This window comes from Pseudactinotalea sp., assembly GCF_048594945.1.
In the GTDB taxonomy this organism is placed as follows: Bacteria; Actinomycetota; Actinomycetes; order Actinomycetales; family Beutenbergiaceae; genus Pseudactinotalea.
In genome coordinates, this window is record NZ_JBMDXJ010000372.1 from 1 (window position 1) to 5500 (window position 5500).

Below are 5500 nucleotides of genomic sequence, written 5' to 3' on the forward strand. Positions count from 1 at the left end.
GGTGACCGAGGATGGTGAGCTGTCCTCGGCCGTGACACGCAGCCGGTTGACGTCGGCACAGCTGGCTGAGGCGGCCGGAGCCGACGAGGCGCTCGTGGGCGAGCTGACCGACGTCGGTCTGATCGGTACCGACGCCGGCAGCAAGTACCCGGCCGGGTCGGTCGAGGTGGTCCGTGCGGTGGTCGAGCTCGGGGAGCATGGTCTGCAGGTGCGGCACCTGCGGGCGTTGCGGTCGGCGGCGGAGCGCCAGATCGACCTGGTGGAGGCGATCGTGGCACCGGTGCGCTCACACCGATCGGGCCCCGGTTCCTCCGGGTCGAGGGCGCGTGCCCACACCCTCGCCACCGAGGTGGCGGATTCGTTCGCGCGCCTGCACACAGCGCTGCTGCGGGCCGGCGTGGACAGGCTCGGCTGAGCGGCTTCGGGCACGATCCCGCAACGGGAGCAGATCGTCGATCGGTTCGCCCCTCGGGGGCGCGCGCGGCGGCGTAGCGTGGTGGCGTGCGCAAGATGGGCGTCCTCGGGGTCAGGGTCCGTGTTGCGGACCCTGAGCACGACGTGCTGGTGGTGTTGTCCGAGTCCGACGGCGATCTGTCGCTGCCGATCGTGATCGGACCGCACGAGGGCGTCGCGATCGCGACGGCGCAGGCGGGTGTGAGCTCCCCGCGGCCCGGTCCGCACGACCTGCTGCTCACGTCACTGCAGGCTGCCGGGGTGACGCTGGAGTCGGTGAGCATCATCGAGCTTCGACAAGGCACGTTCATCGCCGAGCTTGTGCTCAGCAACGGCAAGCGGGTCGATGCCCGAGCGTCGGATGCGATCGCGCTGGCGCTGCGCGCGGCGGTGGACGTCTATTGCGAGGATGAGGTGCTGGCGCAGGCGGCGATCGTGCTCGCGCACGAAGACGATGCGGAGCTGGACGATGACGATGCCCTGCACGTGGAGATCTCCAGCGCAGGCAGTGGCCGCGAGGACGACACGGTCGCGGAGTTCCGCGAGTTCCTGGACCAGATTGACCCGCGTGACTTCGAGGATCCGGAACCACCCGAGAGGGAATCCTGACCATGTCTCGACCTCGAGTTGAGACTGAGACACGCCACCACGACACGCCGAAACGCGGTCGGTGCCCGCGTCGTTGACCCGGGCACCGCGTAGCCCTACCGTGGTGGTCAGCCAGGTGGAATCCACCGGCTGGTCACCAGGCAGTGATCGTGCGCGCAGGCGTAGAGTAGACCTCGTCTGCACAAGGAGAGTGGGAACGCGTGAGCGGCAGTGAGAATGCGGGAACGGCCAACGCGGCCGAGACTGCTGCGGGCGTCCCGCAGCGTGCGCAAGGCCTGCTGTTCGGCGACACCCTGCCGGACCTCGACGAGGACACCGGCTACCGCGGCCCCACCGCCTGCCGCGCCGCCGGCATCACCTACCGTCAGCTCGACTACTGGGCTCGCACAGGCCTAGTGGAGCCATCGATCCGCCCGGCTACCGGCTCCGGCACCCAGCGTCTGTACAGCTTCCGCGACATCCTGGTGATCAAGGTCGTCAAGCGACTGCTCGACACGGGCGTCTCGTTGCAGCAGATCCGGTCGGCGGTCGAGCACCTGCGCGACCGCGGCGTCGACGATCTCGCCAACATCACACTGATGAGCGACGGCGCGTCGGTCTACGAGTGCACCTCGGCGGACGAGGTGATCGACCTGGTCCAGGGCGGCCAGGGCGTCTTCGGCATCGCGGTGGGCCGTGTCTGGCGCGAGGTCGAAGGCAGCCTGGCTGAGTTCCCGACTGAGCGCGCCCACGACGAGGCGCCAGCTCAGGCGCCCGGCGAGGACGAGCTGGCGCGCCGCCGTCGCGCACGTCAGACCGGCTGAGCCACACACCCCGATGGCGCGGTACTTCGACGTGCACCCGGTCGACCCGCAGCCGCGGGCCATCGGGCAGGCCGTCGAGATCTTGCGCAGCGGCGGTCTTCTCGCCTACCCGACCGACTCGTGCTATGCGCTCGGCTCTGCTCTCGACAACCGGGAGGGGCGCGACCGCATCCTGGCGCTGCGCGGCCTGGACGACCGGCATCACTTCACGCTGGTCTGCGCCGACTTCGCCCAGCTGGGCCAGTTCGTGCACGTCGACAACGCGACCTTCCGAACCATCCGCGCGGCGACCCCGGGCTGTTACACCTTTATCCTGCCCGCCACCAAGGAGGTGCCGCGCCGGCTGCTGCACCCCAAGAAGAAGACCGTGGGCGTGCGGATCCCCGATCACCCGGTGGTGCACGCGCTGCTGGCCCAGATGGGCGAGCCGATCCTGTCCAGCACGCTGCTGCTGCCGGGCGAGGACGAGCCGCTCACTGACGGCTGGCAGATCAAGGAGCGCCTCGACCACCAGGTCGACGGCGTGATCGACTCGGGGGAGTGCGGCGACGAGCCGACCACGGTCATCGACTTCTCTGGCGGAGTTCCTGAGGTCGTGCGCGTCGGCGCCGGAGACCCCGGCCGCTTCGAATGAGCGTGGCTGTGGCGCGCCTCAGTGCTCCGGCGGGATCCTGAACTCGGCGACCTTGCCGTCGCGAACCGTCACGAACACCGTGCTCTCGCCGTTGAACTTGCTGCTGCGCCAGTCGAACCGGATCTCGGTCACGTCGTCGATCGTGGTCGCAGCGATCACCCTCATGCGGGCGCCGGCGCCGATCGCGTCGGTCTCGGCCCAGCTCGTGATCCCCGCCGGGCCGGTGAGGACGCGGCCCCAGTCGTTCACCACGCCGTCGGGGGTGAACGCGGCCACGAAGGCGTGGGTGTCGGCGGCGTTGATCGCATCGACGACGGCTTGGACAGGTGCAGGTGCGTCGGTCATGGTGACTCCTGGTCGTGCGGGTGTCAGCGGGCAAGGAACGCGAGCAGCGCGTCGTTGACCTCGTCGGGGTGGCTGGCCGTGATGCCGTGGGGGCCGCCCTGGATCAGGACGAGGTCGCTGCCGGGCACCTGCTCGTGCACCCGCTTGCCCGAGACCTCGAAGGGGACGATCGCGTCGCCATCGCCGTGGATAACGAGTGTGGGCACGTCGATGCGCGCGACGTCGTCGGAGAAGTTGCTGGTCCAGAGCACGATGCAGGCCACGGCGGCGTCGAGATCCGCCTGGGCGGCGAGGGCGAGCGCCTGCTGCCGCTGCTCCTGCGTGACCTTCAGCTCGCCGTCGACGCTGAAGAAGTTCGTGAGGAAGCCCTCGAGGAAGCCCTGCCGGTCAGCACGGAGCGACTCCTGCATGCCGCGGGCAGTGGCCATGTCGAGACCGCCCTCTGGGTTGTCGTCGGTCAGCAGCAACCACGGTGGGATCGCGCCGAGGAAGGCGACGCTGTGAACGCGGGAGGAGCCGTGGTTGCCCACGTATCGCGCGACCTCACCGCCGCCCATCGAGAAGCCCGCGAGGGTGACGTCGTGCAGGTCGAGCTCGTCGAGGAGCGCCGCCAGGTCGCTGGTGAGGAGGTCGTAGTCGTATCCGTCGGCGCCGGTGGTTCCGGAGGCTCCGAAGCCTCGACGGTCGTAGGTGACGACGCGATAGCCGGCCTCCAGCAGCGCGGGCACGGTGCTCGACCACGACTCACCTGAGAGCGGCCAGCCGTGTACGAGCACCACGGGCCGGCCGGGGCCGCCATGGTCGGTGTAGAAGATCTCGATGCCGTCGCGGGGCAGCGTGGACATGGCGGTCCTTCCGTCGCGGAGTGTGACACCTCGACGCTATCCGGCAGCGAGCGGCTGCGCCAGAGTTCGCTGGCATGGTTCCGTGCCCGGGCGTGCTGGCCCGTGACCGCGAACTGAGACATGCTGAGCCGATGGCGCAGATCGAGTTCACGGCCGAGGTGTTCGAGTGGCGCGGTCCCGCGCCGTTCTACTTCCTCGCCGTTCCGCCTGCAGGCAGTGAACGACTCCGGGCGCTCGCGCCCATGTTGACCTACGGGTGGGGCATGGTTCCCGTGACCGCACGGATCGGTGCGGCGGAGTGGAGCACGTCGCTGTGGCCGAAGGACGGTGGCTACCTGCTGCCGTTGAAGGTCAGAGCCCGCAAGGCAGCCGGCCTCCAGCTGGGCGACGTCGCCACGGCGACGCTGACCACCGCAGGCGGGGACGGGAGCCCTGACCGAGCAGCGCTCCTCACCCTGGTGCGCCGGATCCGCGGCGAGGAAGCGACATCGGAAGCTCAGGAGGAGGCGTGGCTGCAGGAGTTCGCTGACGCCGTGCCGCACCCTCGTGCGTTCGACCTCGTGCTGTACCCGGAGGTCGAGGTAGGCGAGAGGGCCACGCCGGAGCAGATCGTCGACGTGGCCCTCCGCTTTCGCCAGTAACGGCGTCAGCCACAGACGAGGCCCCGTTCGAGCGCTGCGAGATTGGTGCGCATCACGGTGAGGTAGTCCGGATCACTGGGTCGTTCCATCGGATCGAGCACATCGGTCTCGACCCCGAGATCGGCGGCCAACGCCTCGGCGACCGCCGGATTCGCCGCGGTCTCGAAGTAGATGGTACGGACCCCGGTCTCCTCGACGATCGCGGCGACGTCGCGCAGCCGCGCCGGTGACGGCTCCACCTCGGGGTCGATACCCGAGATGCCCTCCTGGCGCAGGTCGTAGCGCGCGGCGAGGTACCCGAAGGCCTCGTGCGAGGTGACGAGAGTGGCGCCGGCGCACGGTGCGAGCGCCGTGTCGAAGTCGCCGTCGAGCTGCTCGAGATCCGCGATAAGTATGCCGGCGCGCTGCTGGTACTCGGCTGCGCCGTCGGGGTCGATCTCGGCTAGCGCATCTGCGACCTGCTGCGTGGCGAGTCCGAGCCGGATCGGGTCGAGCCAGAAGTGCGGGTCACGGCTGGGGTCAGGCGGCTCTGCGGCGCCGGGCACGTCCGCGATCGCGGCGTCGAGGGTGTCGACGACGTGGGCCGGTTCGGTCTGGTCGATGGCCTCGTCTGTCGACGGCTGCAGCCCGGAGACATAGACCACCAGATCGGCGGCACCGAGCTCGGCCACTCGGGCGGGGCTGAGTTCCTGGCTGTGAGGATCGGCGCCCGGTGCGGTGAGGTTGTCGACGTGCACCTCGGGGCCGGCCACGCGCTCGGTGATGTACTCGAGCGGCGCGAACGAGACCCAGACCTGCAGCTCATCGGTGTCGGGCGAGGTGCACGCGGCCGTGCTGGCGGAGATCGCCAGCACGGCCGCCGCGGCGGCGCACCACCGCGCACCGGGCCTGTTCAGAGGCTCAGTGGTCATGGTCCTCGTGGTCGTGGTCATCGCCCGCGTGGTCGTCGCTCTCGTGGTCATGCCCACCCTCGGCGGCGCCCTCCGCGACGTCGCCGGTCACACCGGCGATCTCGTTCGGGACGACCTCCAGCGTGGTCTCCTGCCACACCTCGGCTGAGACGATGTCGACGGCGAGGAGCCGTTGACCAGCCGGGTCGGTGACGTAGGCGGAGCCGGCGAGCATGGTGATGGTCGGACGCGGGTCCTGCCACGCCTCGGGCACCTCCCA

General features: G+C 69.8%; 7 protein-coding genes and 2 pseudogenes. 5 read left to right on the plus strand and 4 right to left on the minus strand.

Annotated elements, in window-relative coordinates:
* The 4 genes and pseudogenes from ACOJSN_RS16925 to ACOJSN_RS16940 all read left to right on the plus strand — a co-directional run.
* Positions 1 to 415 (plus strand): annotated as a pseudogene (locus ACOJSN_RS16925) (transcriptional regulator); the annotation flags it as partial.
* Between the two features lie 95 nt (positions 416 to 510).
* Positions 511 to 1062: a bifunctional nuclease family protein gene (locus ACOJSN_RS16930; protein WP_420113671.1), complete on the plus strand. Its 552-nt coding sequence runs from the start codon at positions 511 to 513 to the stop codon at positions 1060 to 1062.
* A gap of 200 nt (positions 1063 to 1262) precedes the next feature.
* A complete protein-coding gene (locus ACOJSN_RS16935) occupies positions 1263 to 1865 on the plus strand; it encodes a MerR family transcriptional regulator (RefSeq protein WP_420113665.1) in 603 nt (200 codons plus the stop codon).
* 13 nt (positions 1866 to 1878) lie between these two features.
* Positions 1879 to 2499 (plus strand): L-threonylcarbamoyladenylate synthase, encoded by a 621-nt coding sequence (locus ACOJSN_RS16940; RefSeq protein WP_420113666.1) that lies wholly within the window; start codon positions 1879 to 1881, stop codon positions 2497 to 2499.
* An 18-nt stretch (positions 2500 to 2517) separates the two neighbouring features.
* Here ACOJSN_RS16940 and ACOJSN_RS16945 read toward each other — a convergent pair whose 3' ends face one another.
* Positions 2518 to 2844 carry a nuclear transport factor 2 family protein gene (locus ACOJSN_RS16945; protein ID WP_420113667.1) on the minus strand — a complete coding sequence of 109 codons (327 nt, stop codon included), beginning with the start codon at positions 2842 to 2844 and terminating at the stop codon, positions 2518 to 2520.
* Between the two features lie 23 nt (positions 2845 to 2867).
* Positions 2868 to 3689, minus strand: coding sequence for an alpha/beta fold hydrolase (locus ACOJSN_RS16950; RefSeq protein WP_420113668.1), 822 nt, complete (start codon positions 3687 to 3689; stop codon positions 2868 to 2870).
* Positions 3690 to 3820: 131 nt separating this feature from the next.
* Between ACOJSN_RS16950 and ACOJSN_RS16955 the strand changes: the two genes are divergently transcribed.
* Positions 3821 to 4330 (plus strand): DUF1905 domain-containing protein, encoded by a 510-nt coding sequence (locus ACOJSN_RS16955; protein ID WP_420113669.1) that lies wholly within the window; start codon positions 3821 to 3823, stop codon positions 4328 to 4330.
* A gap of 5 nt (positions 4331 to 4335) precedes the next feature.
* Here ACOJSN_RS16955 and ACOJSN_RS16960 read toward each other — a convergent pair whose 3' ends face one another.
* Both ACOJSN_RS16960 and ACOJSN_RS16965 read right to left on the minus strand, forming a co-directional pair.
* On the minus strand, positions 4336 to 5241 hold the full coding sequence (locus ACOJSN_RS16960; RefSeq protein WP_420113670.1) for a metal ABC transporter substrate-binding protein: 906 nt from the start codon (positions 5239 to 5241) through the stop codon (positions 4336 to 4338).
* A pseudogene (locus tag ACOJSN_RS16965) lies at positions 5231 to 5500 on the minus strand (hypothetical protein); the annotation flags it as partial. The gene ACOJSN_RS16960 and the pseudogene ACOJSN_RS16965, both read right to left, overlap by 11 nt.